The organism is Saccharothrix coeruleofusca, from assembly GCF_014648515.1.
GTDB lineage: Bacteria > Actinomycetota > Actinomycetes > Mycobacteriales > Pseudonocardiaceae > Actinosynnema > Actinosynnema coeruleofuscum.
In genome coordinates this window covers 209,186-234,845 of the sequence record NZ_BMRG01000004.1, presented here as the reverse complement: position 1 = coordinate 234,845, position 25,660 = coordinate 209,186, and the positions used below count along the sequence as shown (strand labels likewise).

At 72.2% G+C, this 25,660-nt stretch carries 23 protein-coding genes and 1 pseudogene; 9 read left to right on the top strand and 15 right to left on the bottom strand.

The annotated features are described in order from the left end of the window. A partial coding sequence (locus tag IEZ00_RS13190; RefSeq protein WP_229795574.1) for a S9 family peptidase occupies positions 1-1,827 on the bottom strand: 1,827 nt, incomplete at its 3' end. Positions 1,828-1,895: 68 nt separating this feature from the next. On the opposite strand from IEZ00_RS13190, the gene IEZ00_RS13185 reads away from it, so the two are divergent. Continuing rightward, positions 1,896-2,852: a phytanoyl-CoA dioxygenase family protein gene (locus IEZ00_RS13185; RefSeq protein ID WP_189223511.1), complete on the top strand. Its 957-nt coding sequence runs from the start codon at positions 1,896-1,898 to the stop codon at positions 2,850-2,852. On the opposite strand, the gene IEZ00_RS13180 is transcribed toward IEZ00_RS13185, so the two are convergent. Together IEZ00_RS13180 and IEZ00_RS13175 are read right to left on the bottom strand one after the other, a co-directional pair. Continuing rightward, positions 2,796-4,124 (bottom strand): glycoside hydrolase family 43 protein, encoded by a 1,329-nt coding sequence (locus IEZ00_RS13180; protein WP_189223510.1) that lies wholly within the window; start codon positions 4,122-4,124, stop codon positions 2,796-2,798. The genes IEZ00_RS13185 and IEZ00_RS13180 overlap by 57 nt on opposite strands. A gap of 12 nt (positions 4,125-4,136) precedes the next feature. Further along, a complete protein-coding gene (locus IEZ00_RS13175; RefSeq protein WP_189223509.1) occupies positions 4,137-5,537 on the bottom strand; it encodes a BNR repeat-containing protein in 1,401 nt (466 codons plus the stop codon). A 59-nt stretch (positions 5,538-5,596) separates the two neighbouring features. On the opposite strand from IEZ00_RS13175, the pseudogene IEZ00_RS38120 reads away from it, so the two are divergent. From IEZ00_RS38120 to IEZ00_RS38100, 5 genes and pseudogenes are all read left to right on the top strand, one after another. Next, positions 5,597-5,743 (top strand): annotated as a pseudogene (locus tag IEZ00_RS38120) (transposase); the annotation flags it as partial. Positions 5,744-5,804: 61 nt separating this feature from the next. Beyond that, the gene (locus IEZ00_RS38115) at positions 5,805-5,993 is read left to right on the top strand and encodes a hypothetical protein (RefSeq protein WP_373293135.1); all 189 of its coding nucleotides are present in this window, start codon (positions 5,805-5,807) and stop codon (positions 5,991-5,993) included. Then, the gene (locus IEZ00_RS38110; protein WP_373293134.1) at positions 5,990-6,454 is read left to right on the top strand and encodes an IS5 family transposase; all 465 of its coding nucleotides are present in this window, start codon (positions 5,990-5,992) and stop codon (positions 6,452-6,454) included. The genes IEZ00_RS38115 and IEZ00_RS38110 overlap by 4 nt, the downstream gene beginning before the upstream one ends. Positions 6,455-7,491: 1,037 nt before the next feature. Then, positions 7,492-7,893 carry a transposase gene (locus tag IEZ00_RS38105; RefSeq protein ID WP_268248706.1) on the top strand — a complete coding sequence of 134 codons (402 nt, stop codon included), beginning with the start codon at positions 7,492-7,494 and terminating at the stop codon, positions 7,891-7,893. Further along, positions 7,793-8,194 carry a transposase gene (locus IEZ00_RS38100; RefSeq protein WP_373293116.1) on the top strand — a complete coding sequence of 134 codons (402 nt, stop codon included), beginning with the start codon at positions 7,793-7,795 and terminating at the stop codon, positions 8,192-8,194. Before IEZ00_RS38105 ends, IEZ00_RS38100 begins: the two co-directional genes overlap by 101 nt. Before the next feature lie 822 nt (positions 8,195-9,016). Here IEZ00_RS38100 and IEZ00_RS13160 read toward each other — a convergent pair. Beyond that, a complete protein-coding gene (locus IEZ00_RS13160) occupies positions 9,017-10,285 on the bottom strand; it encodes an MFS transporter (protein WP_229795572.1) in 1,269 nt (422 codons plus the stop codon). Positions 10,286-10,844: 559 nt separating this feature from the next. Then, complete coding sequence (locus IEZ00_RS37745; RefSeq protein ID WP_268248705.1) at positions 10,845-10,979, bottom strand: hypothetical protein; 135 nt, start codon at positions 10,977-10,979, stop codon at positions 10,845-10,847. 89 nt (positions 10,980-11,068) lie between these two features. Here IEZ00_RS37745 and IEZ00_RS36565 point away from each other — a divergent pair, with 89 nt between their 5' ends. Both IEZ00_RS36565 and IEZ00_RS36560 read left to right on the top strand, forming a co-directional pair. Then, a complete protein-coding gene (locus IEZ00_RS36565; RefSeq protein ID WP_229795570.1) occupies positions 11,069-11,488 on the top strand; it encodes a transposase in 420 nt (139 codons plus the stop codon). Then, positions 11,457-11,909, top strand: a complete 453-nt coding sequence (locus IEZ00_RS36560) for a hypothetical protein (protein WP_229795568.1) — start codon at positions 11,457-11,459, stop codon at positions 11,907-11,909. Before IEZ00_RS36565 ends, IEZ00_RS36560 begins: the two co-directional genes overlap by 32 nt. 8 nt (positions 11,910-11,917) lie before the next feature. Here IEZ00_RS36560 and rhaS read toward each other — a convergent pair whose 3' ends face one another. The 10 genes from rhaS to IEZ00_RS13105 form a co-directional block, all read right to left on the bottom strand. Then, positions 11,918-12,988, bottom strand: coding sequence for a rhamnose ABC transporter substrate-binding protein (rhaS, locus tag IEZ00_RS13150; RefSeq protein ID WP_189223508.1), 1,071 nt, complete (start codon positions 12,986-12,988; stop codon positions 11,918-11,920). Further along, positions 12,985-13,983 (bottom strand): ABC transporter permease, encoded by a 999-nt coding sequence (locus IEZ00_RS13145; protein ID WP_189223507.1) that lies wholly within the window; start codon positions 13,981-13,983, stop codon positions 12,985-12,987. Before IEZ00_RS13145 ends, rhaS begins: the two co-directional genes overlap by 4 nt. Next, on the bottom strand, positions 13,976-14,959 hold the full coding sequence (locus tag IEZ00_RS13140) for an ABC transporter permease (protein ID WP_189223506.1): 984 nt from the start codon (positions 14,957-14,959) through the stop codon (positions 13,976-13,978). The genes IEZ00_RS13145 and IEZ00_RS13140 overlap by 8 nt, the downstream gene beginning before the upstream one ends. 302 nt (positions 14,960-15,261) lie before the next feature. Then, positions 15,262-16,734 (bottom strand): sugar ABC transporter ATP-binding protein, encoded by a 1,473-nt coding sequence (locus tag IEZ00_RS13135; RefSeq protein WP_229795566.1) that lies wholly within the window; start codon positions 16,732-16,734, stop codon positions 15,262-15,264. A gap of 32 nt (positions 16,735-16,766) precedes the next feature. After that, positions 16,767-18,236, bottom strand: a complete 1,470-nt coding sequence (locus IEZ00_RS13130) for a glycoside hydrolase (RefSeq protein WP_189223504.1) — start codon at positions 18,234-18,236, stop codon at positions 16,767-16,769. 13 nt (positions 18,237-18,249) lie between these two features. Beyond that, positions 18,250-20,169, bottom strand: coding sequence for a DUF2264 domain-containing protein (locus IEZ00_RS13125; RefSeq protein WP_189223503.1), 1,920 nt, complete (start codon positions 20,167-20,169; stop codon positions 18,250-18,252). Next, complete coding sequence (locus tag IEZ00_RS13120) at positions 20,166-21,176, bottom strand: hydroxyacid dehydrogenase (RefSeq protein ID WP_229795564.1); 1,011 nt, start codon at positions 21,174-21,176, stop codon at positions 20,166-20,168. The genes IEZ00_RS13125 and IEZ00_RS13120 overlap by 4 nt, the downstream gene beginning before the upstream one ends. Then, positions 21,173-21,982, bottom strand: a complete 810-nt coding sequence (locus IEZ00_RS13115) for a carbohydrate ABC transporter permease (protein ID WP_189223889.1) — start codon at positions 21,980-21,982, stop codon at positions 21,173-21,175. Before IEZ00_RS13115 ends, IEZ00_RS13120 begins: the two co-directional genes overlap by 4 nt. Positions 21,983-22,011: 29 nt before the next feature. Beyond that, positions 22,012-22,938: a carbohydrate ABC transporter permease gene (locus tag IEZ00_RS13110; RefSeq protein ID WP_189223502.1), complete on the bottom strand. Its 927-nt coding sequence runs from the start codon at positions 22,936-22,938 to the stop codon at positions 22,012-22,014. Continuing rightward, positions 22,935-24,233, bottom strand: a complete 1,299-nt coding sequence (locus tag IEZ00_RS13105) for an ABC transporter substrate-binding protein (RefSeq protein ID WP_189223501.1) — start codon at positions 24,231-24,233, stop codon at positions 22,935-22,937. Before IEZ00_RS13105 ends, IEZ00_RS13110 begins: the two co-directional genes overlap by 4 nt. A 145-nt stretch (positions 24,234-24,378) precedes the next feature. On the opposite strand from IEZ00_RS13105, the gene IEZ00_RS13100 reads away from it, so the two are divergent. Further along, positions 24,379-25,497, top strand: a complete 1,119-nt coding sequence (locus IEZ00_RS13100; RefSeq protein WP_189223500.1) for a substrate-binding domain-containing protein — start codon at positions 24,379-24,381, stop codon at positions 25,495-25,497. Positions 25,498-25,660: the final 163 nt, after the last annotated feature.

The following is a 25,660-nucleotide window of genomic DNA, read 5'->3' as shown; positions in this document are numbered from 1 at the left end:
CCCGCGGATGGAGTGGTTCTCGCCGGGGTAGACCACGTACTCGTGCTCGACGCCGAACCGGCGCAGGGCGCGGTGCAGGTACTCGGCCTGCGACAGCGGCACGTTGGTGTCCTCCGCCCCGTGCAGGATCAGCACCGGCGTGCGGATGGCCGAGGCGTAGGAGATCGGGCTGAGCCGGTCGTGCGGGTGCGGACCGACGCCCTCCCAGCCGGTGCTGCCGCCGAGCGCGGCCTCGAACGCGCCCCACTCGCCGGTGGCCGCCAGCATCCCCCAGTCGCTGATCCCCGCGCCCACCACCGCGGCGGCGAACCGGTCGGTCCGGCCGACCGCCCAGGCGGCGGTGAACCCGCCGTGGCTCCACCCGCCGATGCCCAGCCGGTCGGGGTCGGCGACGCCCTCGGCGACCAGCAGGTCTATCCCGCTGAGGACGTCGGTCCACTCCTGCTGGCCGACCGCGCCCGCGACGGCCGCGGCGAAGTCGTGCCCCCGGCCCTGGCCGCCGCGCGGGTTCGGCAGGAACACCGCGTACCCGGCGTGCGCGAGCCACTGCCCGGACGGCGCCCAGTGCAGCGCGAACTCGTCGGCGTACCGGTCGTAGGGGCCGCCGTGGGCCAGGGTCACCAGCGGGAACGGCCCGTCCTGCCGGGAACGCCCCGGTGGCAGGACCAGCAGGCCGTCCAGCGCGAGCCCGTCGCCCGCCTGCCAGGACAGCCGCTGCTGGTCGCCCCACCGGATGCCGCGCAGTTCGGGGCGGGTGTCGCTGCGCCGGGTGAGCGGACCGCCGACGGGGCCCGCGTGCACGTCGTGCGGCTCGTCGGCCGCGCTGACCACCGCCGCGACCACGTCACCGCCCCGGTCGGCGCTGAGCTGTCCGACCCGGCCCCTGATCCGCGACAGCCGCACCGGGCCGTCGGGTGCCAACCGGTGGATCGCGGTGTCCAGACCGTCGGCGACCAGCACCAGCGGCGCACCTCGGTCGACCTGGACCAGCTCCGCCGGGCACGCGGGCAGGCGGGCCGTGAGGTTGCGGTGCGCCCCGGCCGGTCCGGTGTCGGGCACCTCCAGGTCGAACACGGCGGTTCCGCCGTGCAGCCCCGGCGGGGTGAGCGCGAGGTAGGCCAGGTGCCACCGCTCGCCGCGCCACCACGCGGGCGAGTGGGCGTCGGCCGGGGTGGGGCCGAGGTCGCGGGCCTCGCCGGTGCCGGGGTCGAGCAGGTGCAGCGCGGGGTTGACCAGGCCGGGATCGATGTCCGGGGTGGACCAGGTCAGCACCGCCAGCGGCCCGCCGTCGGGGCGCTGGACCGCGTCGACCACGTGCCTGCCGCCGAACGACGCGGGCGTGCGGACCCGCCCGGTGCGCAGGTCGAGCAACCGCAGCCGGGACGGGGCCGGACGACCGCGCACCCAGGCGTCAGCCGGGTTCTCCGGCTCGGCGGGCTCGTCGGCGGCGATGATCACCACCACGTCGGGATCGGCCGAGCGGCGGCAGGCGTCGATCCCGCCGCGCCAGTCGGTCAGCCGCTGGACGTCCCCGCCGGTGCGGCCGACCCGGTGCAGCTGCGCCACGCCCGGTGAGCCGTGGTCGGACAGGAAGAACAGGGATTCGGAGTCCGAGGCCCACTGCGGGCACGACACGTAGGCCGGTGGCAGGTCCAGCTGCCGCGGCGGCGCGCTGCCGCCAGCCGCGGTGACCCACAACCGGCTCGACGGGTGCTCGCCGGTGCGGCCGATGGGGGCCACGGCGTAAGCCACCCAGCGGCCGTCCGGCGACAGCACCGGGGTCGACGGCGGACACCCGTCGACCACCAGCTCTGCGCTGAGTTCCATGGGCGTGCCTCTCCGCAGCGGCGAAAACTCGTTCGACCGTATCGAATCCGGGCTGCGACAGTGGGCGGGTGGAGCTGAGCGCGGCCGTGAAGAGCTGGCGGGACCGGGGGTTCGCCGTCCTGCCCGGCTACCTGCCCGCCGAGGTGCTGCGCCCGGCGCTGGCCGAACTGGAGCTGATGTTCCCCTCACCGCAGGCGTTCCACGACGGCAGCGACCCGCGGCGGCAGCGCTTCCTCGAAGACGAGTTCGCGGGCATCGACAGCTTCCCCTTCGCCAGCACCGAGATCAGCCTGCTGGCCGTGCACGACCTCCTGATCGACCTCGCCCGGACCCTGCTGGAGGACGACGACCTGCGGCTCTACACGGCCGAGGCGTGGGCGAAGTACACCGGGGCGGCCGACTACGACCAGGCACTGCACCGCGACTACCTCAACCACACGGTGACCGTGCCCAGCGCGGACCCGCGCTTCCGGCAGCTGGAGATGTTCGTCTACCTGGTCGACGTGCCCGAGGAGCTGGGTCCGCCGCACCTGGTTCCCAGGACGCGCACGACCGGGTTCGGGGCCAAGCCGAACTGGCTGGTCCCCGGTCCGGCCGACGTCGCGGACGACTTCGTCGAACCAGGGCATGCCGCCCTGTACGCGCACGAGGTGTCCGCCGCGGGACCGGCGGGCACGGTGGTGGCCTTCGAGACGGGCACCTTCCACCGCGGCACCGGCCTGTCCCGCCCCGGCGGCGCGCGCTACTCGATGCAACTGGGCTACCGGCGCGCCGAGGTCGAGTGGGGGCACCGCACGGGGTGGGTCGCGGCAGGCCACGAGCCCGCCTGGTACCGGTTCGTGGAGCGCGCCACGCCCCGGCAGCTCGCGCTGTTCGGGTTCCCGCCGCCGGGGCACCCGTTCTGGACCGAGGAGACGCTGGCGGGCACGGCGCTGCGCTACCCCGGCCTGGACCTGTCGCCGTGGCGGTCAGGCCAGCGGCGCGACCACGCTGAAGGAGGCGTCAGCGGCGAACCTCCCGCCTAACTCCCGTGGTTCCACCCTCATCTCCTGGCCCGCGTGGCGCAGGTAGTGGCCGGGGTGGTCGTAGGACTCGAACGACGTGGTCCCCCGGCCCGCCAGCCCGGCCCGGCCGCAGAAGGTCGCGTCGCCGCGGAACTCGGCCGACCCGTCGAACCGGCCCAGCACCAGCGCCGTCCCCCGGTGGCGCAGGAAGTGGCCGGGGTAGTTGGACGACTCGAACGAGTAGCAGTCGGTGTGCGCCAGGCCCGCCACCACGGAGAAGGTGGCGTCCTGCCGGTCCAGGGCCGTGCTCACCGGCTCCAGGTAGGCGACGTTGTCACGGTGCCGCACATACCGGTCGGGGTGGTCGACCGAGCGCAGCGAGCGGTTGCCCGCCGGGACGGCGGTGCGGTCCCCGACCTCCTCCCGCAGCACGGTGAAGTGCCGAGCGACGCCGGACAGGCCCGGCAGTTCCGCCTTCGCGCCGAAGGCCCGCAGGTCCGGGGTGTCGGCGTAGAAGTAGCGGCCCGCGCCGTACTGGTCGAAGTAGATCCGCCACCGCCCGTTGGGCAGCTGCACCAGGGCGGGCCCCTCCAGGCCCGGTCCCCAGCCCGCCCAGTCGCCGGTGCCCACGAAGTGCCACGGTCCCGCCAGCGACCGCGCTACCGCGTGCTCGACGTACTTGGTGGTCTCGTTCTTGAGGAAGTTGTGGTACGTGCCGTCGACCTTGACCAGGAAGCTGTCGATGAAGTTCGCCGGGATGCCCAGCGGGGTCGGCGCGGTCCACCTCGACAGGTCGCCGCGGGTGGCGGTGATCCGGTACGGGCGGAACTGCCCGCCGACGCCCTCGCGCGAGGCGGAGAAGATCACGTGGACGCTGCCGTCGGTGTCCTTGAACCACTCCGGCGCCCACGTGCTGCCGGTGGCGCCGTTGAGCCCCACGGTGAGGGTCCGCAGGAAGGTCCAGTTCACGCCGTCGGTGCTGCGGGCGAAGGCGATGGTGTCGCCGGTCCATCCGGTGGTGTGCACGACGTAGTAGCGGCCATCGGTGTGCCGCATGACGCTCGGGTCGCGGATCAGGCCGGTCGGCGGGGTGTAGGCGTTGGCCCTGACCAGTGCGAAGTCCGTCGCGTCCGGCGAGTCGTAGACGTACATGTTGGACTCGCTGGTGTTGGTGAACGCGGTCATCAGGTAGTGCGGGGCCGGACCGACCGCTTCGGCCGCGGGGGCGCGGACGAGCAGGGCGACCAGCGTCGCGGCCACAGCGAGCACAGCGGTGTGCAAGCGGGTGCGCATCGGGTTCTCCTGTCAACCTAGGCGGAGGTCGGCCACTCTGACAGGCGAGGGCGTCGTGCCGCTGGAGATCTGCTGGTACTGCACGGAGATCACGCCTTCAGCGGGCAGCCGGGAGGTGTCCACGTTCACCTCGCCGAAGGCGTTCATGGCCGGGTTGTCGAACACCAGGGCCCAGTCGGTCCACCCGCTGGCCTTGCTCGCCGACACGATCCTCCCCCTGGGCATGATCAGGTAGGCGTTGTCGGCCCGGTCGAAGACGATCTTCGTGCGCTGGGTGTGGCCGGGGGCCACGGGCACCTCGCGCTTGGTCCACCGGCCGTCGGAGCCGCGCACCAGGTGGAACGCGCGCGCGTACTGCGCGCGCTGCCGGGCGTAGCTGGTGACGCACTGAGTGAACCGGCCGGGCACGTAGCTGATCACCGCGTGCGGCGTGCCGGTGGAGTCGACCGCCTGCCCCTCCTGGTTCATCAGGCCGTGGTTCGGGTCGAGGGGGTCGGCCACCAGGCCCGGCGAGCCGATGCCGACCCCGGTCCCGCCGGTGGTGCCCACCACCGCCCCCTCGCCGTTGCGCCAGGTCCGGCCGCGATCGTCGCTGTAGACGTAACCGGTGTCGTGGTTGGCCAGGCCGCCGGAGCTGCACAGCACGCCCGTGTTGCCCTCGCGCCAGGTGAACGCCGCGTGCAGCCGTCCTCGGTGGTCGTAGGTCAGGCCGTGCAGGTACATGTTGCGCGTCGTGGACACCACGCCGTTGGGGCCGGTGTAGTTCCCGGTCGCTGAGCTCCACGCGCCGAGCTTGCGCCAAGATCCGCCGGAGTACTCGGCGAGCTCGTTGACGCCGTTACCCGATCCCCCCGTCCGGTAGCTGAACTGGAGGACGCCCTCCGGGGTGACGACGAATTGCGGGTAGGTCATGTCGCCCAGCTCGGCCCCGCCGAGCGTGCGCTGCACCGCGCCGAACACCGCTGATCCCCACTGGTGCGCGGCGGGCCGCGAGGCCAGCCCGTCGACGGACTTCGCGTAGTACAGGCGGGTGTTGTGGGTGTCCATCGCCACGTGCAGGGTGCCGTCCTGCGGCGAGATGCCCAGCGAGATCACGTTGTGGGAGTCGTTGGCGCTCAGGGTGTGCGGCAGCGTCGCGGTCTCCCACCGGGTGCTGTCGGCCAGGGAGCGGCGGGCGATTACAGCGTTCCGGCTCGCCGTGTACCAGGCGGCGTACTGGTAACCCGCATGGGTGAGAATGGCGTCCTGCTGGAAGGCGTTGTTGTTGACCAGCCCGTCGTAGGACACGAAGTAGATGCCCGAGCGGTCGAGCAGGGTGTCCGACAGCAACGTCACACCGGGTGCCGCGTGGGCCGCGCCGGGCAGGGTGAGGCCCGCGGCCAGCGCCACGGCCGCGGGGAGGGCTTTGCGCATGGCTCCGCCTAGGCAGTGTCCTGTAAGTCTGCGATCAGGGTGTCTGATAGTTCTGGTGGGTGGTAGGCCGTGGTGAGCTGACCGATCGGGCGTGGGCGGCGATCGAGTCGTTGTTACCGGTGTCGGGGCGTGGTCGCAGGTGGCGGGATCACCGTCAGGTGATCAACGCGATCCTGTGGAAGCTGCGCACCGGCGCCCCTGGCGGGACCTGCCCGACCGGTACGGGCCGCGCAAGACCGCGCACGAACGGCTGCGGACCCGGACCGCGTGATCGTCAAGGACGACTCGGTCGGCGAGCTGGAGTGGGTCATCAGCGTCGACTCCAGCGTCGACTCCAGCGTCGTCCGGGCCCCACCGGCACGCCGCCGAGGCCCGGAAAAAAGGGGGATGCCACCCCTGGGGTCGACGCCCTCGCCGTCGACGGGGAAGGACTCGGACGCTCCCAGGGCGGGCTGAGCACCAAGATCCACCTGGCGGTCGACGGACGCGGCCTGCCGATGCGCATCCTGATCACACCCGGCCAGGCCGGGGACAACCCGCAACTGCTGCCGCTGCTCGACGGCATCCGCGTCGCCCGCACCGGTCCCGGCCACCCGCGCGTCCGACCCGAGGCGGTCACCGCGGACAAGGCTTACTCGCACACCTCGACCCGACAGGCCATGCGAACCCGCCACGTCCGGTTCACCTGCCCCGAACGCAAGGACCAGATCGCCCGCCGAGCGTCCCTGGGCTCACACGGCGGACGACCACCGGCCTTCGACCTGGGCACAGTCCGCTGGCCAGTCGAACGCACCTTCGCCTGGCTCAAAGGCTTCCGACGACTCCGCATCCGCACCGAACGACGAGCCGACGTCCACCAAGCCATCCTGAGTCCGGCCTGCTCGATCATCTGCCTGCGCAAACTCATTCTGAACTGATCACTAAGCGGCTCAGGCCGACCCGGTCGCCGAGATATCAGCGAGCGGGCCAGCCTTCTCCACGGTGACAGCCTCCTCGCCGCCAAGGAGCTGTTGGACGCGCCAGGCCCTGTCAGTGTGACTACTCAGGTGTCCAGGACTGTTCGGCGTTGGCGCTGGGTTACGGGTTTTGACAGCCAGGATCGCTGGCCGGCAATGCCCTCGCGTCGAAACCAGGGTAGGCGTCACTGAGCTCCCATTGAGCTCCGCTTGTTCCACCTGGAAGGAGTTGAGGGTCCGTCAGGCCTGACGGAGGCGGGGGATTTTGCTCGGTCCCGTAAAGCCAACCGCGAAGTCTTACGCAGAATCCCGGCCCGACGTAAAGGCCTGCGGTGTGGGCGTAGCCCGAAAAGCGCCCGCCTGGAATCAGGTCATCGTACTGACCGGGATGTTTGTATTGACCGTCGAACACCTGGATGGCACCGATGCCGATCGTGCCTGTATTGCGGACTTCGTTGGCCGTTGGTGACGCTGACGCGGCGGGCGTCAGACCGGTCGCGCCTGCGAAGGCCAAGCCGACCAACACCGTGGCGAGCCCGGCTCTTACCGTCCTGCTCATTGCGTGTTCCCTCCTTTGACGATCACGGCTCCCGTCAACTCCTGACGAGATTCAGCACTCAAAGGTGGCATCTTGGCCTGCGAACCGTTGGAGAACCACGCGAAAGCGTCCGGGAGGCCGGTACGGAGCATCCATGCGCTCGTCGCTCGGTGGACTGATCGGACCACAAATTCCACACGTGGGGTCAATCCCCAGGGTCCCGGCAAAGTCGGATCCGCTGTGTGGCCAGGCGATGTAGGGCGGGCGTTGCAGGACGGGCACGGCGTCCTGGTTGATCATGGATGAAGCCCTTGGTTGATCATCCTTCTTGCGAAAGATGGGAGATCACACCAAGGGCTTCGATGATCGGTGTGCATCACACCGGCGCGGGCGCCGCACCGGGGACCTTTCTCGGTTCCGTGAACGGTTCCACCAGTGTCTCGCCGCACGAGCGGATGCGTTGTTCGAGTTGAGCGATGCGGCACTCTGTGCCGACGGGCCGGTCACCTCGCTGGTCGAGTTGTCGCTGACGCCAGAGCACCGGCGCGGCCATGGCACCCTGTACCAGGCGCTGAACCAGGGGCGGATCGACACCGACCGGTTCCGCGGTATCGTTGCCCGCCAACCGATTCCGCGCGACGACGACGGCCGCGTCATGCCGGCCATCGACATCAGCCACTGGCTGCGCCCGGACGCCGACACCAGCCCACAGCGACTGTTCCGCCACACCTACGGCCGGGGCAAGGGCCGGCCAAGCCCAGGTGATCCCCGGCTGGCCCTACTCCTTCGTCGCCGCGCTGGAACCGGGTCGCAGCTCCTGGACCGCGTTGCCGGACGCTGTGCGGGTCGGCCCGGAGGATGACCGCACCGACCTGGCTGCGGCTCAGCTGCGCGACGTGGTGGACCGGTTGATAGTCGCCGGGCACTGGCAGACCGGCGACCCGGAGATCCGGACCGTCGCCGGCAGTGGCTACGACGGTGTCCGGCTGACGTTCCTGCCGGCCGATCTCCCGGTCCCGGTCCTGGTCCGGCTGCGCTCCGATCGAGTCTTGCGTTCTCCCGCTCCGGCCAGAGCGCCCGGCACGCGCGGGCGCCCCGTCCGTCACGGACCCCGGTTCGGGTTCACCAACCCGGCCGGCCCCGGCACAGTCCACCTCCACTGACAGCACCCGCTACGGCGCAGCGCATGCCCAGTCCTGGGACCGCCTGCACACCAAGCTGACGCGGGTCGGCGCCTGGACAGAGCACGAGGACGTGCTACCGATCGTGGAAGGCACCTGGATCCGTTTGCACGTTCAGCCTCTGCCCGGCACCGCCACCCCGAAACCGTTGTGGCTGTGGCACTTCAGCACTGGCCGGGAAGAGGTCACCGCGGCACGGGTGGACCGGCTGTGGCAGACGTTCCTGCGCCGATTCGACCCGGAACACACGTTCCGGGTCTTCGGACAGACCCCGGACTGGACCCGACCCCGCATCCGGGACCCGCAGGCGGCGGATCGGTGGACCTGGCTGATGATCGCCGTCTACACCCAGCTCCGGTCCGGCCGGTCTCTCGTGGAGGATCGGCGCCGTCCCCGGGAACGCGCACCGGCCACACCCGCCCGGTTGTCTCCGGCCCGGGTCCGTCGAGGGTTTCGTGCGATCCGACCGATGATCGCCTTGCCCGCAAACGCGCCGAAACCCTGCCGCCCAGGTCCCGGACGCCCAGCGGGATCACGAAACCGGCTTCCGGCACAACACCATGAGCCCGGCAAGACCCCAACAACGGACATCAAAGGTTAGAACTCAAGCTTGGGGCAGGTAGAGCGGTGACGGATGATTTCCTTGCACCGCGCGGCTGCGTTGGGCGGTGCCTGCGCCGGCATGGGAAGGGGTGGAATGCCCTGCGGCATCTCCCGTTACCAGAGGCGGTTGAGGACGTGAGCTCACGGCACTCGGAAATCGCCTCCTTCTTCGAAGGGCGCGTGCGCGGGGGACGCGACGCCTCAGGAGAGCGTGCCGGGAGGAAGGGATGCGCGCAGCCGCAGAACGGCCGGGATCGTCAGGGCGGCCAGGATGCCCAGGGTCGACCACAGAACCACGTTCCCCTGGCTCAACAGGCCCGTCAGCAACACCGGGGCAGCCACTTGGGCGACACCCCAGGACAGCTGGAACAGGCCGCTAGCTCGCCCGCCCATGTGCGGCGGCGCCGCGGCAGCGGCGGTCGCGGTGGTGATGGGCGCGAAGATCGCCTCGGCGCCGGATGCCAGCACGCTGAACGCGAGGATCGCTACCGTGGCCAACGACATCGGTAGCGCGGTCAGCGTGGCCAGCGTGGCGAACGAGACGGCGAACAGGATGCTTGCCGTCACCATGCCCGTGCTCCGGTTGCGGCGGGCGAACCACGCGGTGATCGGTCGTTGGCTGGTGACGATGATCACCGTGCTGACCGCGACCGCCGCACCGGGCAGCCACTGGGGGCCACGCAGGACATCGAACACCACCAGAGGCAGAACGGCGAACTTGCTGACGCTGGCCAGCGCGTAGAGCACGTGCGTGGCGCAGAACGCCACGTACGGCCGGTTGCGGAGCAACAGCAGCCAACTGCCCTTCACCGGCTTGGCAGTCGGATCGGGAGGAGCGCTCGGCGCACCCGGCACGGGGACTCCGAACAGCAGCACGGCGGCGAGGGCGAAACTGGCGGCGTTGGCCAGCGCCAACAGGTTGTACATCGCGGCACCGGCGATGGCAGGCAGCACAGCCGCGGCGGCAGCACCGATGCCTGCGCCGGTGAACCGGGCGATGGTCTGGGTTCCCATCAACTTCTCGGCGTCACGACCGCTGGTCAGCGCGGTGACGAGCGGAGCGTTGGCCGTCCAGAAGAGCCGATCGCCGATGCTGATGACCGCCGCAAGAACTATCACCTGCCAGGCGCTGGACACGAAGGGGTAGCACAGGAAGCAGGCGCACCGGATGACGTTGCCCGCTACGAGCACGCGAACGAACCCGATTCGGTCGGCGGCGGTGCCGACCAGCGGCACCGAGGCCAACCCGATGAAACCACCCACGGTCAGCGCCGCCCCGGACTCGACCAGCCCCAGACCGCGTCCGTGCACGAGGAACAACAGCGCGAAGGGCATCCACAGTCCGCTGCCGACGGCGTCGATCACCGTTGAGGCCACGAACCTGCGCCGCGCCCCCGGTGTGACCACGTCATCTCTCGCCGGGGAGAGAGCTTCGGACATGGGTGCGCATTCCCTCTCGGCGAACGCCACGGGCACGTGAATGCTATCGACTGTCGAGCTGGTGATCTTCGGGTTGTGACAAATCGAGGGTGTGGTTGTGGTTGAAGGCGATTCGGCCGGCGTAGGACCGCACGGGTCGGTGGTGGCTCACGCCGGCATCGGTGTGAGCCACCACCGACCCACACGGTGCGATCGTGATCCGAGCGGTCGTCCCCGATGCGACGACTGGCGTCTGCTGGTGATCGAGCGTCAGCATGGCTGCGGGTGGGATTCCATTGACCGAGCTGGTTGTGGTGGGGTCGTCCCCGACCACCAAGCGCGCACGCGGGGCGGCGCGGAGCTTCGGCCCTGACCGAAGCTCCGTAGAGCTCCAATTCCAAACCGCCATACGTATAGCGCCGATCAACCACAGACGATCGTGTGGCACGAGGTCATGGGCTACCCCGACACCGTCCACGGTGGGCTTGTGGGCCTCGTCAGCCGCAGGGTCGACAGATCGTGGTCCAACCGGCGGGCACGGCCCTGGGATCGATCACCACACTGGACGGGTCGCAAACCCCGGCGTCTTTGATCTTGCAACCCTCGGGTCCTATCCCTTGGTGCGACGGTACTTCGCCCAATCGACGACGGCGTCCACCAGGAAGCCGCCCAGCAATGCACCGGCGAGCACCGTGGCCCGCGAAGCCTGATCGCTGAAGATGAACGCGATGATGTTGACGACCACGACGAACGCACCGGCGATGATGCAATGCCGCTTGCTTCGACGCGGATCGACGTCACTAGCTTGATTTTTAACCTTCGGGTGGTGTCTGCTTGCCCCTGGTTGATCATGCGTGCAGCCCTTGGTCGATCATTCCTTCTTGCGACAATTGGAAGATCGACCAGAGGGCTGCGGTGATCAGTGTGCCTCACGCCGATGGCAGGCGTGTCGACGGGGAGTTGTCCGGATTCCGGCGTGAGTTCTACGGGTGCCTGACCCGGCGTGCGGATGCGTTGTTCGAGCTCGCCGATGCGGTGTTGTGTGCCGATGGGCCGGTACGCTCGATCGCGGAGTCGTCCCTGGTGGGCGAGCATCGGCGAGGGCATGGCAGCGGGTATGCCGCGCTCGCTCGCGGCGGGATCGACCTCGCGCGGTTGCGGACCGCGTTGAGCGCGGTGTCGATCCCGCAGGCGGCGGGCGGGCGGTTGGTGTCACCCACGGTTGACCCACCGCATCGCCTGGGCCGCCCATGACGAGGAGCTGCCGATCCTGGAAGGCACCGTGATCCGGCTGCAGGTCGAGCGTCTGCCATCGGGCGCGATTCCGAAACCCGTGTGGCTCTGGCACTCCCGCACCGGCCTCACCTGCACCCAGCTCCGCCTCGCCCGCGAACTTGCCACCGACCTGCGTCGTCCCTGGGAGAAACCCCGGCCGACCCAGCGGCTGAGCCCGTCACGGATCCGCCGGGGTTTTCGGAACCTGCGTCCACAACTGGCCTGTCCGGCCTGTGTCCCGAAACCCTCTCGCCCCGGCCCGGGACGCCCCACAGGACTGCCCAACCATCAGCCCGCGGCACGCCACGACGTCCACACCGTCACCAGCACAAACAAGCAGAAACCCACACGCGGCAAGAAGACCAAGTCGACCACTCCACGCCCCCGCCGAACAGGTTAAAACTCAAGCTAGAAGTCGTAGTCGTCGATGTTGGCGGCGTCGAAGGTGGTGGGCGGACCGAGGATGACCTCGCCGTGCTCGCCGATGGTGCGCTCGCCCAGCGACCCCGCTTCGAAGACCTCGCCCTGGGCCCCGGTGATCCGCCCCGAGGCCAGTGCGGCGGCGGCGTACCCGGCGAGGTAACCCAGCTCCTCGGGGTCCCACAGGGCGAAGGCGGTGACCGTGCCGTCCTTGACGAACTGCCGCATCTGGTTGGGCGTGCCCAGACCGGTCAGCGCGACCTTCCCCTTCTGCGGCGAGGTCGACAGGTAGCGGGCCGCGGCGGAGATGCCCACGGTGGTGGGCGCGACGATGCCCTTCAGGTCCGGAGTGGACTGCAGCAGCGCCTGAGTCTCCTGGAAGGACTTCTGGTCGTCGTCGTCCCCATAGGCGACCTTGACCAGTTCGATGCCCGCGTGCTCGGGTTTGCCGAGCTCATCGCGCATGAACTCGATCCACGTGTTCTGGTTGGTGGCGTTGGGCGTGGCCGACAGGACCGCGATCTTGCCCCGGCCGCCGATCTGCTGGGAGATCATCCGGATCTGCGAGCGGCCGATCTCCTCGGAGTCGGCCTGGTTGACGAACACCCGGCGGGCGTCGTGGGCGGCGTCGGAGTCGACGGTGACCACCGCGACGCCCTCGGCCATGGCCTCCCTGAGGGCGGGCGCGACCGCGTCGGGGTCGTTGGCCGCGATGACGATGGCGTCCTGGCGCTGCTGGACCAGCGTGGTGATGTAGGAGACCTGCGAGGACGCCGAGGCGTCGGACGGGCCGACCTCCTTGCCCTCGCCCTTGAGCTCCCCGACCGCGGTGATGCCGCCGCGGTCCATGAGCGCCTCGTAGGGGTTGTCGATCTCCTTGGGCAGGAAGGCGACCTTGAGCCCCTCCTTGATCGGCGCGTTCGGATCGGCCTTCGCGGTGCCCGCACCCGCGTCGGCGGTGGGCGCGGACCCCTTGGTGGTGCTGCCGCACCCGGCCAGGAGCAGCAGCGCGGCCAGGGTGGCCGCCGCGGCGCGGTTCGGCGTTCGGGGATGGGTCATCGTCGAGCCTCCTCTGGAACGGGTGCGGGAACAGCGGCCGGGGCGGTGCGGCGGCGGGCGCGCAGCGCGCCTGCCGCCACCGGGACCAGCACCGACACGATCAGCAGCAGTCCGTTGACGACGTTCTGGACCTCGTTGGTCACGTCGTTGAGCAGCAGCACGTTGCGCAGGCCAGCGGTGAGCAGCAGGGCGCCCGCGACGCCCAGCACCGTGCCGCGCCCGCCGAAGATCGACACGCCGCCCAGCAGCACCGCGGTGACCGCGACCAGCTCCAGCCCGCTCGCGTTGTCGGCGCGGGCGGTGTTGTAGCGCAGGGTGTAGACCAGCGAGGCCACCGCGCACAGCAGCCCGGAGGCGACGAACAGGGCGAACTTGATCCGCCGCACGCGGATGCCGGAGAAGCGCGCGGCCTGCTCCCCCAGCCCGATCGCGTACAGGGCGCGCCCGACCGGCGTGGCGTGCACGACCACCGCGATCGCCGCGCCGACGACCAGCACCAGCAGCGCGGAGAAGGGCAGGAAGGTGCCGGGGACCGCGTCGGTGGCGATCGGCCGGTAGTTCTCCGGGAACCCGGTCACCGCGCCGTCGCCGAGCACCACGTAGGCCAGTCCCCGGTACAGGCCCAGGGTGCCGATGGTGACCGCCAGCGAGGGCAGGCCCAGCCCCACCACCAGGACGGCGTTGACCGCGCCGAGCAGCGCGCCCGCCAGCAGCACCACCGGTCCGATCGTCTCGAACGGCACACCGGCGTCCCACAGCACGCCGGTCAGCGCCGAGCACAGGCCCAGCGTCGAGGCCACCGACAGGTCGATCTCGCCGACCAGCACGACCGGCAGCAGCGCCAGCGCCAGCAGCGCCACCGCGGTGTGGTCCAGCAGCAGGAAGCCGATGTTGTCGGCGTCGGTGAAACCGGGCGTGGTCGCGGCTCCCGCGACGAACACCGCCGCGCACAGCACCAGCAGGACCGCCTCCCAGCGCAGCGGCTTGTCACCCACGGCGCGCTCCTCTCCCCGTTCGCAGGCGTTCGACCACGCGCAGCAGCACTGCGCGGTCCAGCGAGATCGCCACCAGCAGCGCCGCCCCGTCCACCGCCCGCTGCCAGAAGGCGGGCACGCCCAGCACCGGCAGCGCACCGGTCACCGTGGTCAGCAGCAGCGCGCCCAGCGCCGCACCCAGCACGGTGCCGCTGCCGCCGAAGATCGCCACGCCGCCGACCACCACCGCGGCCACCACGGCCAGCTCACGCCCCGTGCCCACGGAGGCGTTGACCGTGCCGAAGTACGCGGCGTGCAGCACGCCGGCCAAACCCGCCAGCGTCCCGGAGAGCACGAACGCGCCGAAGACCCGCCTGCCCGCCGGGATGCCCGCCAGCCGCGCGGCGTCGGGGTTGGAGCCGATGGCGTACAGCTCGCGACCGGATCGGGAGTCGCGCAGGGCGAACCCGACGACCAGCAGCGCGACCAGCGCGATCAGCGCGAGGTTGGGCACGCCCAGCACCGAGCCGCTGCCGAAGGCCAGGAACCGCGGGGACATCCGGTCGGCGTTGACCTGGTGCACGCCGGAGGCGCTGGCCCAGCCGTAGTCGACGCCGCGGAAGACGTACAGCGTGCCGAGGGTGACCACCAGCGCGGGCACCTTCGCCACGGCCACCAGCGCGCCGTTGAGCGCCCCGCACGCCGCGCCCAGCGCCGCACCCGCCAGCACCACGAGCACCACCGGCGTGTCCCGGTCGGCCAGGAACAGCTGGCCGGACAGGAACGCCGCCAGCCCCAGCACCGAGCCGACCGACAGGTCGATGTTGCGGGTGATCACCAGCGGCGCCTGCCCGATCGCCAGCAGCGCGACGATCGAGGCGTTGAGCAGCAGATCATGCACCCCACGGCCACTGACGAACGCCGGGTTCACCGCCGCCGTCACCCCGACCACGACCACCAGCACCAGCGCGACGCCGCTCTCCCGCCCCAACCTCACACCGAACCACCTCCCACCACCCACTCCGCGCAATGCCGTCCTTTCCCAACCACCACGCGAGGCCGCGTCGGTCTGTCGGGATGCCTTTCGGAAAAAATCACGCTCTTCGATTTTTTCCGAAACGCGTCCCGATGGACCGACTTCCGGGCGGCCGAGCCGCCGTCTGCGAAGCAGCGGCCATCCAACACAGCCGCGTCGGTCTGTCGGGATGCCTTTCGTGCCGATCACGCCCTTCGATCGGCACGAAACGCGTGCCGATGGACCGACTCCCAGGCGGCCGAGCCCGACCCGGCAGAGCCGGGTCAATCCAGCACAGCCGCGCGCATCACGGCCTCCTCGGTGGCCGACTCCCCGGACAGCTCGGCGGTGATCCGCCCTTCCCGCATCACCAGCACGCGGTCGGCCATGCCTAGCACCTCGGGCAGCTCGGAGGAGATCAGCAGCACGGCCATGCCGCGCGCGGCCAGGTCCGACAGCAGCGCGTGCACCTCGACCTTCGCGCCGATGTCGATGCCGCGGGTTGGCTCGTCGACTATGAGCACCGTCGGCTCGGTGGCCAGCCACTTGCCCAGCACGACCTTCTGCTGGTTGCCGCCGGAGAGCGTGGCGGCCGGGTCGGACAGCCGCCGGTGCTTGATGCCCAGCCGCCGCGCCCACCGGGCGGCCAGTGCCCGCTCGCGCGAGCGCCGGGTCAGGCCCAGCGGCGAGACCTGGCGCAGCCGGGCCAGTGCCGCGTTGCGCTCGATGGGCAGCTCCGGCACCAGCCCCTGTTCGCGGCGGTCCTCCGGGACCAGCGCCAGGCCGCCGCGAATGGCCGCGCGCGGGTCGCCTGCGGGCAGTTCGTGTCCGTGCAGCAGCACGCGGCCGTGGTCGCGGCCGTCCACGCCGAAGATCGCCCGCGCCACCTCCGAGCGGCCGGACCCGACCAGGCCCGCCAGTCCGACCACCTCGCCCCGGCGCACCGCGAAGGAGATGTCCTCGAACGCCCCCGCCCTGGTCAGCCCGCGCACCACCAGGGCATCCGGGCCCGGCTCGGTGTCGCGGCGCGGGAACAGCTGCTCGACCGGGCGGCCGACCATGGCGCGGACCAGCGCGTCGGCGTCGAGTTCGGGGACGGTCCCGGTGGTGACCGGGGCGCCGTCGCGCAGCACGGTGACCCGGTCGCACAGCTGGTAGACCTCGTCCAGGCGGTGCGAGATGAACAGCAGCGCCGCACCCCGCGCGACCAGACCACGAGCCACTTCGAACAGCCGTCGCACCTCCACCGGCGACAGCGCAGCGGTCGGCTCGTCCATCACGATCACCCGCGCGTCGGCGACCAGCGCCTTGGCGACCTCGATGAGCTGCCGGTCGGCCACGGACAGCCCGCGCACCGGCCGGGCCGGGTCGACGCGCACGCCCAGCCGCCGGAACACCTCCGCGGTGCGGCGGTGGGTCTCGCGCCGGTCCACCCGGCGCCCCGCCCGAAGCGGCAGCACGCCCATGAACACGTTCTCGGCCACCGACAGGTCCGGGAAGCAGGCGGGTTCCTGGTGGATCACCGCGACACCGTGGCGGTGCGCTTCGCGCGGCGACGCGAAGCGCACCGGACGGCCCTCCAGCAGCACTTCGCCGCTGTCGGGGCGGTGCTCGCCGCCGATGATCCGCACCGCGGTGGACTTGCCCGCGCCGTTCTCGCCCGCCAGCGCGTGCACCTCCCCCGCGTGCAGCGACAGCGAGACACCGCGCAGCGCCTGGACCGACCCGAAGGTCTTGGAGACCTCCCGGAGGGCCAACCGCGGCGCCTGAAACGTTTCATTCGTTCGTGTCACTCCACCACCCCGTCGACTTGGAGCGTCTGCACCGAACCCGCGGCGAAGGGCACCCGGACCGACTTGCCGTCCACGCGGGTGTCCAGGTATCGGGTGTACCGGTCCCCCGCGCCCGAGGTCAACGTCACCCAGCGCGGCACCTGTCCGTCCGCTCCCCCGGTCACCTGGCCGAAGTGGGACAGGTCGAAGGTCAGCGCCTGCGCCGCGCCGGTGTTGACCGCGACGATCACCAGGCGTCGCCCGGCGGGGTCGTAGGCGGCGACCGCGTTGTCGACGCCGGTGGGCAGCACGCGCATCCCCGGCCGGATGTGGCGGGTGAACTGCGCCAGCACGTAGTACTTGGTCTGCACCGCGCCCGCCCGCAGCGTGGTCGGGTCGTAGTGGATCGCCGCCCAGCCCGCGCTGGGGTCCATCACCTGCCAGTAGCACCACGCGGTGGGGCGCAGCCAGCGGAAGTCCAGGCACAGGTTGCGCGCGGTGGTCAGGCCGGTGCCGTCGCTGTCTCCGGTCTCGGAGTTCCACAGCTTCTTGCCCGCCGCCCGGACCTCGCTGTGCAGCAGGTCGCGACGACCGCCGGAGCCCTGGTAGCCGTGCACGTTGACCTGCCCCACCAGCGCCCTGGTCTGCGCGTCGAAGCTGTTCCATGTGGTGCGGGCGAGGTCGTAGCCGGTCTCGTCGGACGCCGAGACCACGATGTTGGACAAGCCGCGCTGGTCCAGTTCGGCGCGCAGGTGGGCGATGATCGTGCGCTGGATACCCGCGTCGACGTGGCAGCCCTCCTGCTTGCCGTCGGCGCGCCACCAGTCCGAGGAGGGCTCGTTGAACGGGTCCACGGTCGCGAACGACACGCCCCAGCGGTCCTCGGCCTGGCGGGCGGTGGCGGCGAGGTGGGCGGCGTGCTGGCGGTAGTTCCACGGCTGGAGGTTGTTGCCGCCGTCGGCCGCGCCGGAGGGGTTGTGGTTCAGGCACATCCACCACATCGGCGAGTTGGCGAACAGCTCGCTGACCGCGCCCCGGCGGGTCGCCTTGACCAGGGCGGCGCGCTGGTTGGCGTCGGCGTCCCAGTTCCACGCCGAGGAGGCCGGGTCGGCGTTGTTCCAGTCCTGCCAGAAGCCCTCGATCTGCTTGAAGCGCGGGATGTTGGGCGAGGCGACCATCCGCTCACCGCCGACGCTGTTCCAGCCGCACGCGCCGAGGTTGTAGCGGGCGATGTTCAGGCCGAGGCCGGGCAGCGCGGTGCCGTTGTAGGTGACGGTGCCGGTGGTGAAGAACAGGTCGGCGAAGTCGTCCCGGTCGCCGAAGACGTTGGCCCACCAGGCCAGCGACGTGCCCCAGCCCTCCCAGGCGCCGTAGTCGGCGGCCGGGTCGATGACGATGGTGGCGTCCGCGCGTGCCGCGCCGGGGCCGAGGGCTGCGCCCGCGACGGCGGCTCCGGCGGCGGTCAGCAGGGTCCTGCGGGTGACCATGAGCTCCTCCTGTTCACGAGTCGCCGGGGCGGTCCGGCAGGGTGATCCGGGTGGCGGGCCCGCCGTGCCAGGCGACGGTGACGCGGTGGCCGTCGCGGGCCCGCTCGACGGCCAGGGCGGGGAGGACGGGCTCGGTGGTGCGTCGGTCGAGCAGCACTGCGGCGGCGAGGACACCGCCGGTGTTCACGGCGGACAGCCACGGGGTCGCGGTGACCGCGCCCAACGCGGTGGCGTCGCGCCGGAGGTCGACACCGGCTCCGGTGAAGCCGCGCAGCGGGGTCACGCGCGAGCGCAGGTCGACGCCGCGGACCTCCGCGTGCCGTTCCGCGGCGGTGGCCGGTTCGGTGTCGGCGGAGATCGGCCAGCCGCCCAGGCGCAGGCGGCGCCCGTCCGCCTCGTGGACCATGACCAGTCGGACCTCCAGCCCGTCGCGGACGAGCGAGGCCACGGTCATCCGCGGTCCCGGCGTCACCGGTCCGGTGCGGCCCGAGCCGTGGTCCGGCGAGTCGTCGGCGCTGGTGTCCACCCAGCGCGTCGGTCCGGTCGAGGCTCCGGCGAGCACGCCGCCGGGCAGTTCGCGGACGAACAGGGTGGTGAACCCGGCCCGGTGGCTCGGGCGGCCCGCGGCGTCCAGCAGCACCACGGCGTTGTCCACCGGCTCGGGCAGCGGCGCGGTGGCGGTCGAGTAGCCCAGCCGCGCGTACAGCGGCGCGTCGGAGCGGGTGTCGCCGGGCAGCGCGTGGTCGGTGCCGTGGTTGAGCACCAGCGCGATGCCGTCGTCGCGGCGGGCCGAGAGCAGCCATCCCGGCGCGGCCACCACGCGGGCGACGTCGCCGGTCTCCACCGGCAGCGGCAGCTCCACGTCGGTCCACGCGGGGTGGTCGGCGGGCAGCGCCAGGCCGAGCATCCCCTTGGCCGCCCAGTACGGCGACCCCGGCCCGGAGTAGGACTGCCGCAGCGCGGGCCACGAGCCGTGCCAGCCCAGCGTGAGCAGGCCGTCCTGGTCCGGCGCGGCGCGGTCGGCGAAGTGCCGCAGCACCCCGCTGGCCGCGCGCCGCAGCAGGCCCGGAGCGCCCACGCCGGTCAGCGCCCCGACCCAGAACGGCGCCGCCGCGGCGAACCGGTAGGTCAGGCTGCGGCCCTGGAACAGCGGCGAGCCGTCCGCGCCGACCAGGCGCACCGCGTCGTCGAGGTAGGCGGCCAGGTCGGCGGTCCACTGGTCGCGGACCTGCACCGGGCACAGCGTGCCGGTCACGTCGAACAGGTGCGTCCACAGCAGCGGGTACAGGTGCAGGGCCCAGCCGGTGTAGTGGTCGTAGGCCCGCTCATGGCCGTCGCTGAGCCACCCGCCGGGGCGGCGCAGCGAGGCGTGCACGGCCAGGTCCTCGGCGATGTCGTCGGCCGACCACGGGCCGCCCACCTCGCGCAGGAACGACTCCACGACCACGCGGAACCACACCCAGTTGATGGGCGGGTAGGGCTGCCCGACGACGGTGGCCAGCCAGGCCACCACGCGCTCCCGCACGGCGTCGTCGAGCCGGTCCCACAACCAGGGCCGGGTCAGCTGCAGCACCAGCGCGATCGAGGCCGCCTCGACCTTGGCCTGCCCCAGCCGGTCGGGGCGGGGCCACGCCTCGGGCGAGGCGGGGTCGGTGCCGGTGGCGAGGCCGCGCGCGTAGCGCTCCAGCAGGCCGCCCGGATCACCGCCCCGCCCCGCGACCCGGAACCCGGCGAGCAGGAAGGTGCGCGCGAAGCCATCCAGCCCGTCGGACTCCCGACCGCTGCGGCTGGCCGGGCCCGGCAGGTCGATCCGGGCGCGGCCGGGCGACCAGTGCGGGTCCAGCGCGGCCAGCACCCGGTCGGCGAGCGCCGCCCAGTGCGCGCGGGTCCACCCGGTGAACGGCGACCGCGCCCGGTCCTCCGGCGGGATCACGCCTCCACCGCCAGCGCCCGCCTGGTCACCGGGGCCAGCGGGGGCAGCCCGGCCCCGTAGCGCTCCAGCTCGTCCAGCGCCGCCGCGCTCATCCGCCGCGTCTCCGACCCCAGCGACCCCGCGACGTGCGGGCTGATCAGCACGTTCGGCAGGTCGTATAGCGGGGAGGAGGCGGGCAGCGGCTCCGGGTCGGTGACGTCGAGGACGGCGTGCAGCCCGTCCACCGCGCAGGCCCGCTCCAGCGCCGCGGTGTCCACCAGCACCCCCCGCGCGGTGTTGACCAGCGTCGCCCCCGGCGGCAGCGCGGCCAGCTCGGCGGCCCCGATCAGGTGCCGGGTCCGCGGCAGCGCGGGCGCGTGCAGGCTCAGCACGTCCGCCTGCGGCAGCGCCTCCGCCAGCGCCACCGGCACCGCGCCCGCCGCGCGCACCGCCGCCGGGTCGGCCACCGGGTCCACCACCAGCAGGCGCGGGAAGTCCAAGCGGCGCAACAGGTCCACCACCCGGCGGCCAACGCGGGAGAAGCCGACCAGCACCACCGTCCGGTCCCTGGCCGACAGCTCGCCCCGGCGCTCCCGATAGCTCCAGTCCTCGCGGTGGGCGCGCGCGTCGGCGGCCAGGAAGGGCACCTTCTTCAACGCCCACAGCACCGCCGCGACCGTGTACTGGGCGACGGGTTCGGCGTTGACACCCGCCGCGGTGGTGACCCGCAGCCCTCGGTCGAACACCGCGTCGCCGACGTGGCCGCGCACGCTGCCCGCCGCGTGCAGGACCGCCCGCAGCCGGGGTGCGGCGCGCAGCACCGCCTCGTCCAGCGGCGGACAGCCCCACGAGGTCAGCAGCACCTCCACCTCGGCCAGGCGGGAGCGCACCTCCGGCGACCGCAGCTCGTCGGTCACCAGCGGGTCGCCCACCCCGGCCAGTTCCCGCAGCCGCGCCAGCTCGGCCGCGCCGAACTGCACGCGCATCGTCTCCCGGCTCATCACCAGCAGCGCCTCCGGGCGCCTCACCGCGCGCTCCCCGCCGCCAGCCCGGCTCGCCACTGCCGCCGCAGCACCAGGAACGCCACCACCAGCGGCAGCACCGCCAGCAGCGATCCGGTCACCACCAGCGGCGTGTACTGCGGGAACTGCGACTGGCGGGTGCTCCACTGGAACAGCCCCAGGCTGAGCGGGAACAGCTCCGGGTCGGTCAGCAGGACCAGCGGCAGGAAGAAGTTGTTCCAGATCCCGACGAACTGGAACAGCAGCACGGTCACCACGCCGGGCCGCATCATCGGCAGCGCCACGGCGAAGAAGGTCCGCAGCTCGCCCGCTCCGTCGACGCGCGCGGCCTCCAGCACCTCGTCGGGCACCGCGGCCTCGGCGTAGACCCTGGCCAGGTAGACGCCGAACGGGTTGGTCAGCAGCGGCAGGAACACCGCCAGCGCGGTGTCCACCACGCGCAGCTGGGAGGCCAGCAGGTACAGCGGCAGCGCCAGCGCCGTGGTGGGCACCAGCACGCCCGCGAGGGTGAGCGCGAACAGCAGCCGCCTGCCGGGGAACCTGGTCTTGGCGATGGCGTAGCCGCAGGCGGCGCAGATCAGCGCGCCGAGCACCGCGCCGCCGCCCGCGTAGAACGCGGAGTTGCCCACCCAGACCAGGAAGATCCCGCCCTCCTGGGCGAACAGCGCCGCCAGGTTGGCACCCAGGTGCCACTGGCCGAGCTCGAACGGGCTGGTGGTGGAGAACTCGCCGAGCGACTTGGTGGCCGAGGTGGCCAGCCACACCAGCGGCAGCAGGCTGTAGAGCGCGGCCAGCAGCAGCACCAGGTGCACCGCCGGGACCGACGTCCAGCGCGACCGGATCACCCCGACCTCCTCGCGGACAGGCGCATCACCAGCGCCGAGAGCGCGGCGCAGACCACCGCCAGCAGCACCGACGCGGCGGCGGCACGGCCGTGGTCGCCCGCGATGAACGCCGCCTCGTACACGTAGAGGCTCGGGGTCCAGGTGCTGGTCACCGAGCCGGTGAAACCGCGCAGCACCAGCGGTTCGGTGAACAGCTGCAGCGAGCCGATCACGGTGAACACCAGTGCCACGAAGGCGGTGGGCCGCACCATCGGCACCTTGACCGACAGGGCGACGCGGACCGGCCCGGCTCCGTCGGCGCGCGCGGCCTCCACCACCTCGCGCGGCACCGCCTGCAACGCGGTGTAGAAGATGACCATGTTGTAGCCGGTCCACTGCCAGGTGGCCATGTTGACCACCGACGGCAGGACGCCGACGTCGCTGAGCGGGTCGAAGGGCAGCACCGCCGCCAGCGGGCCGATGCCGGGGCTGTAGAGGTAGGCCCACACCAGCCCGCCGATCACCACCGGCACCACGTGCGGCAGGAACACCGCCAGCGACCACAGCTGCCGCAGCCGCACCACCGCGGAGTCCAGCAGCAGGGCCAGCAGCAGCGCCGCGCCCAGCATGACCGGGATGTGCACCAGGGCGAACAGCGCGACGTTGCCCAGGCTGTCGTGGAACGCCCGGTCGCCGAGCACGGCGGCGTAGTTGCCCATGGCGGTGAAGACCTGTCGCGGGCCGTCGAAGCCCAGTCCTGCCAGGCGTTCGGTGAACAGGCTCAGGTACAGCGCGTACAGCACCGGGGCCAGCACGGTGCCCGCCAGCAGCAGCGCGAAGGGCCCGGCCAGCAGCAGTCCGGCCACCCCGCGCTCGCGGCGTCGCGGCACCCGCGCGGCGGGCGGCGTCGCGACGGCGGGTCCGCGCGGGACCGGCACGCTCATGCCCGCCTCCCCTCGCGCACCGACAGGCCCCTGGCCCTGAGGTCGGCCACGGCGTCGTCCTGCAGGCGCCGCACCGCGTCGGGCAGGGTGGCGCGGCCGGTGCGCACCGGGCCGAAGCGGTCGGCGGCGGTGGAGAACACGCGCAGCGCGTTCGGCCCCCACGTCCAGTCCGGCACCCGGCGCGCGGCCTCGTCGAGCACGTCGTAGACCGGGTCGCCGAGGAAGTAGCCGCCCCGGTAGGCGTCGCGGGCGACCTGCCTGCTCGGCAGGTGGGCCGGGAACGGCGTGGTGAACGCGGAGCCGATGCGCGGCACCTCGGGGTCGGTGCTCAGCCAGCGCAGGAACTCCACGGCGGCCTCCGGCACCCGGCTCTCCGCGGAGACGCCGAACGCGGTGCCGCCCTGGATGCCGTTGGCGGGTGCGCCGTCCCAGGTGGGCATGGTGGTGACGGCCCAGCGCCCGGCGTCCTGCGGGATGGACCGGTTGAGCGTGCCGACGCTCCACGACGCGCCCAGCAGGCCCCACAGCCTGCCCTCGTGCATCGCGGCGATCCAGTCCTGCGAGCCGTGGACCAGCCCGGCCACCAGGTCGCCTGCGATCATGTCCTGCCAGTGGGCCGCCGTGCGCAGGGTGCCCGCGCCCGCGATGTCCACCCGCCAGGCGTCGCCGTCGACGCTCCACCACGGATCGCCCGCCTGCCAGCACATCCCGGCGAAGAACGACCCGTCGTTGAGCGGGAAGGTGGTGATGCGGGCGGCCGGGTCCACCTCGCGGACCGCCCGCGCGGCCGAGCCGAACTCCGCCCAGGTGCGCGGCACCGCGATGCCGTGCGCGTCGAACAGGTCCTCGCGGTGGTAGAAGACCATGGGCGCCAGGTCCATCGGCACCGCCCAGGTGCGCCCGTCCGGGCGCACGCCGCGCCAGGCCGCCGGGGAGTAGCCGTCGGCCAGGTCGGCCACGTCGTCGGTCAGCTCGCGCAGGCCGCCGGTGAGCAGGATCTGCGGCAGGCCCTGGTACTCCACGTGCAGGACGTCCGGCGCGTTGTGGCCGCGGATGGCGTTGCTCTGCTGGGCGTAGCCGCCCGACAGACCGGCGGCGATCACGCTCAGCTCCACGAAGACGTCGCGTCGCGAGGCGTTGAACGCGGCCACGTAGCGGTCCATGCCGGTCAGCCACGACCAGACGCGGACGCGGGTCGCGCCCGGCGGGGCCGCCGAGGAGGAGCAGCCCGCGAGAGTGAGCGACCCCAGTGCCAGTGAGGCGCGCAGGACCGCACGCCGAGAACGCAGCGCCATCGCCGTCCTCCCGCTGGAGTGGTGGACATCACTCCAGCGCGTGGCATAGTCAAGGTCAACGAAACGAACAGGAACGATCAAAGTCGATCGGAACTGATATGCCGGTGATGGGTTGCGCGTGCGCCGTCCGGGTGAGGCAGGTGCGATGAGGCTGGCGGCGCAGCGCTACGAGCTGATCCTCACCGCGGTCCGCGAACAGGGCGCGGTGCGGCTGGCGGAGCTGGTGGCGCGGCTGGGCGTCACCCCGGTGACCGTTCGGCGGGACGTGACCGCGCTGGCCGACCGGGGCCTGGTGGTGCGGGTGCACGGCGGGATCACGCTGCCCCGCCACGGGCAACACCCCTCCCACGAACCGCACGCGCTGGTCGGTCCCACCGCCCCGCACGCCCTGATGGGCATGGTGGCCCCGTCGGTGGAGTACTACTGGCCCGCGATCATCCAGGGCGCGCAGACCGCGGTCGCGGCGGCGGGCGGGCGGCTGGTGCTGCGCACGTCGTGCTACGACCCGGCCGAGGACCGCAGACAGGTGGCCGAACTGCTGGACCGGGGCGTGCGGGCGCTGCTCGTCGCGCCCAGCACCAGCGGCCGGGCCGGGGCGGAACTGCTGCGCTGGTTGGACGGACTGGACGTGCCGGTGGTGCTCGTCGAGCGGGTGCCGCCGCCGGAACTGCCCACCGTGGCGCTGGACGCGGCGGTGACCGACCACTCGCTGGGCGCCGGGCTGGCCGTGCGGCACCTGGCGACGCTGGGCCACCGGCGGGTGGGCCTGGTGGCCTCCCGCCACAGCCCGCACAGCGCCGCGATCCGCGCGGGGTGGGCCGCCGCGCTGGCGTCGCTGGGGATGTCCGCGCAGGGCGTCCCCGTGGTGGAGGTCCCGCCGTACGGGTCGCCGGGGTGGGCCGCGGCGTGCGAGGAGGTGCTGGACCAGTGCGCGGGCAGCGGCGTGCGGGCGCTGCTGGTGCACGCCGACCGGGAGGCGATCGGGGTGCTGGACCTGGCGCGGCAGCGCGGTGTGGAGGTGCCCGGCGACCTCGCGGTGGTCTCCTACGACGACGAGGTGGCCGCCGCCTCCGATCCCCCGCTGACGGCGGTGAGGCCGCAGAAGCACCGCCTCGGCGCGCTGGCCGCGCAACTCGCGCTGGCGCGGATCACCGACCCGCTGGACCGGCCGGTGCACCGGGTGGCCCTGTGGCCCACCCTCGCCGTCCGCACCTCTTGCGGCACGCCCGCAAGTACCACCCGACCGGTGTCCTCGCGCGCGTAACCGCTACCCGCGCCGGTCAGGTGGCGGATAGCGGCCCGTTCAGGAGGACCCGGTGGTACTTGCAGACGTGGCGGGTTCGTCCTGCCGCACTGAGGTTTGCGCGCATGACCACGTCCGCATCGGCCGGATGACCGAGGCGAGTGCGACCCGCCGGCCGAGGTGG

Coding starts and splice junctions, on each gene's coding strand:
- IEZ00_RS13180 (WP_189223510.1), bottom strand. CDS start 4,124: ATGCGCACCCGCTTGCACACCGCTGTGCTCGCTGTGGCCGCGACGCTG.
- IEZ00_RS13175 (WP_189223509.1), bottom strand. CDS start 5,537: ATGCGCAAAGCCCTCCCCGCGGCCGTGGCGCTGGCCGCGGGCCTCACC.
- rhaS (WP_189223508.1), bottom strand. CDS start 12,988: ATGACCCATCCCCGAACGCCGAACCGCGCCGCGGCGGCCACCCTGGCC.
- IEZ00_RS13130 (WP_189223504.1), bottom strand. CDS start 18,236: ATGGTCACCCGCAGGACCCTGCTGACCGCCGCCGGAGCCGCCGTCGCG.
- IEZ00_RS13110 (WP_189223502.1), bottom strand. CDS start 22,938: ATGAGCGTGCCGGTCCCGCGCGGACCCGCCGTCGCGACGCCGCCCGCC.
- IEZ00_RS13105 (WP_189223501.1), bottom strand. CDS start 24,233: ATGGCGCTGCGTTCTCGGCGTGCGGTCCTGCGCGCCTCACTGGCACTG.
- IEZ00_RS13100 (WP_189223500.1), top strand. CDS start 24,379: ATGAGGCTGGCGGCGCAGCGCTACGAGCTGATCCTCACCGCGGTCCGC.